The sequence below is a fragment of the Pseudomonas sp. Sample_22 genome, assembly GCF_004307635.1.
GTDB lineage: Bacteria > Pseudomonadota > Gammaproteobacteria > Pseudomonadales > Pseudomonadaceae > Aquipseudomonas.
Genome location: NZ_RCNY01000039.1, coordinates 1 through 1760, shown reverse-complemented (window position 1 = coordinate 1760; position 1760 = coordinate 1). Strand labels below are relative to the sequence as shown.

Annotated in this window: 2 protein-coding genes; both read right to left on the bottom strand. The window is 49.3% G+C overall.

Annotation, left to right across the window (positions count from 1 at the left end):
• Positions 1-294: 294 nt before the first annotated feature.
• Positions 295-927: a hypothetical protein gene (locus D8U73_RS10425; protein WP_130903381.1), complete on the bottom strand. Its 633-nt coding sequence runs from the start codon at positions 925-927 to the stop codon at positions 295-297.
• Between the two features lie 444 nt (positions 928-1371).
• Positions 1372-1698, bottom strand: coding sequence for a hypothetical protein (locus tag D8U73_RS10420; RefSeq protein ID WP_130904404.1), 327 nt, complete (start codon positions 1696-1698; stop codon positions 1372-1374).
• Positions 1699-1760: the final 62 nt, after the last annotated feature.

Below are 1760 nucleotides of genomic sequence, written 5' to 3'. Positions count from 1 at the left end.
GCCAAAAGCGTAAGGTGCGCATCGACTGTCTGTTTTAGAAGAATAGCCTGTGAGAATCCCCAGAACGTCTAGCGGGTTGTCACTTGTATTTTTGGTGCTGGCAAACCTTCTGATCATGCGCGCAAACAGCGAATTGCAAGAAAATAGTTGAATGCCGGCTCGGTGGCCGTCGTCCAAACGTAACTCACCACACGATTGAACTCAAGTGACTGGAGGACCAGCCCTCGATAATTGCTGGTAGTCTCCAGGCACTTGCCTGAGCAACCCAGTATTTCCACACCTAAATAGGGCGCATTAAAGGTACACCAACGCAATGGTGGCGGAGCCATCCAGTTGAATGGTGTTGCTCGCATCTAATGTGCTTTTGGGTGCAATAGTCGGAGTAACAGCTAGATTAAAAGAGGCGCTCGTCATCGGAACAGGCTGCCCCGCGCCTGACGTTGCCTTAAGGCCGTAGGTTATGGCCTGAGCAGCGTAGGTATTGATGGTCCCGCCTCCATTTCCGCCAGCCCATGTCGTCCCACCATCTGTACTCCAAACCATAAAACCAGTGCCACCATTGAGCGAAACATTTGAATAATTCAGTGTATAATCGCCAATTTTATTGTTTCCTCCGTCAAGCCCCAATCCGTATGCATTAGGGTTAATCGAGGTAACATTTGTTCCTGCTCTGTTATCGGTTCCTCGAATTCCTACCAACACGAGTCCAGCGCACGTAATGTTCAATGTTTGCGGGGCACTAACACCTAGCGCAGTGTTTCCAGTCGGATTTAGAAGAATTGATGTTCCATAAGAAAAATCGCTTCCCACCATCGAAACGTCGCAAGATGGCGGGTCGATAATGCCGGTAACGCTCAAACCAGTTGTTGTTGCCGCTAAAGCAGAATGCATCAATAACGCGAATGGTGCTAACAGAAACTTTTTCATTTAAAAGCCTCCCACGGGGCTCTAATATGCGCCAATCGTAGCGGCCACTCCTGCACAACTAAATGGAGAGGTACGTCGTATTAATCCATAACCTAAATCTATTTTCTGTAGGGAAGCCCCTAATGCTTTGTAAGGGGATTGCGCTCACCCCAAAAACATCAATATTGGTCAGGATGCAACCCAGCCAGTATTTTGGGCCAGAAGTCGTCAAACTTCGACCTAGGACGGCTCGGCACAAACTTAAATTGGCAGTGGGCTGCGCTTGCTAACAAGATACGGTTCGCAGATAGGCACCCTGCGTTATTCTAAAATTGGTCCGAGCGCGGGGCCTTTGGGAAGCGCGAGAATTGCACAGTCCGGGCCGCGTCGGGCGCGACCATCAAGAAGCGTAGACGATTTATGGGGCGGCAGACGAGCCTATGCCTTTTATGAAGGTATCTAAACTCACTTAATCATCGAATTGGGAATGAACGTTTCTTCCTCCGTGTCGAGAAGGTACCACCGACTATATTTGCCCATTTTGGAACTCTCATAATTCATCAAAAGAACCGCATCTTGAGGCTTGGTATTTAGTGTGCAGCCTTTGACTGCTTTTGAAACACCTGCATCCAGTAACGTCATTTCCGCATCGATGCTGAGAATATTGCACAGGGGTACTTCGGCCGGGATCATTGCACGAGTTCCCTTTGCAAGATCCGCATGAGCGAACCCTGCGATCATCAACGACACAATTACCGCTATCCACGCGCTTCGCATTTTGATTGACACCATTTATGAGCCTCCCATCAGGCGCTGATGTTCGCCCCTATAAGCTGCGAACACGTTCAGCGCGG

Bases quoted from the DNA above. Each gene is read 5' to 3' on its own strand.
- D8U73_RS10425 (WP_130903381.1), bottom strand. From the start codon at position 927: ATGAAAAAGTTTCTGTTAGCACCATTCGCGTTATTGATGCATTCTGCT.
- D8U73_RS10420 (WP_130904404.1), bottom strand. From the start codon at position 1,698: ATGGTGTCAATCAAAATGCGAAGCGCGTGGATAGCGGTAATTGTGTCG.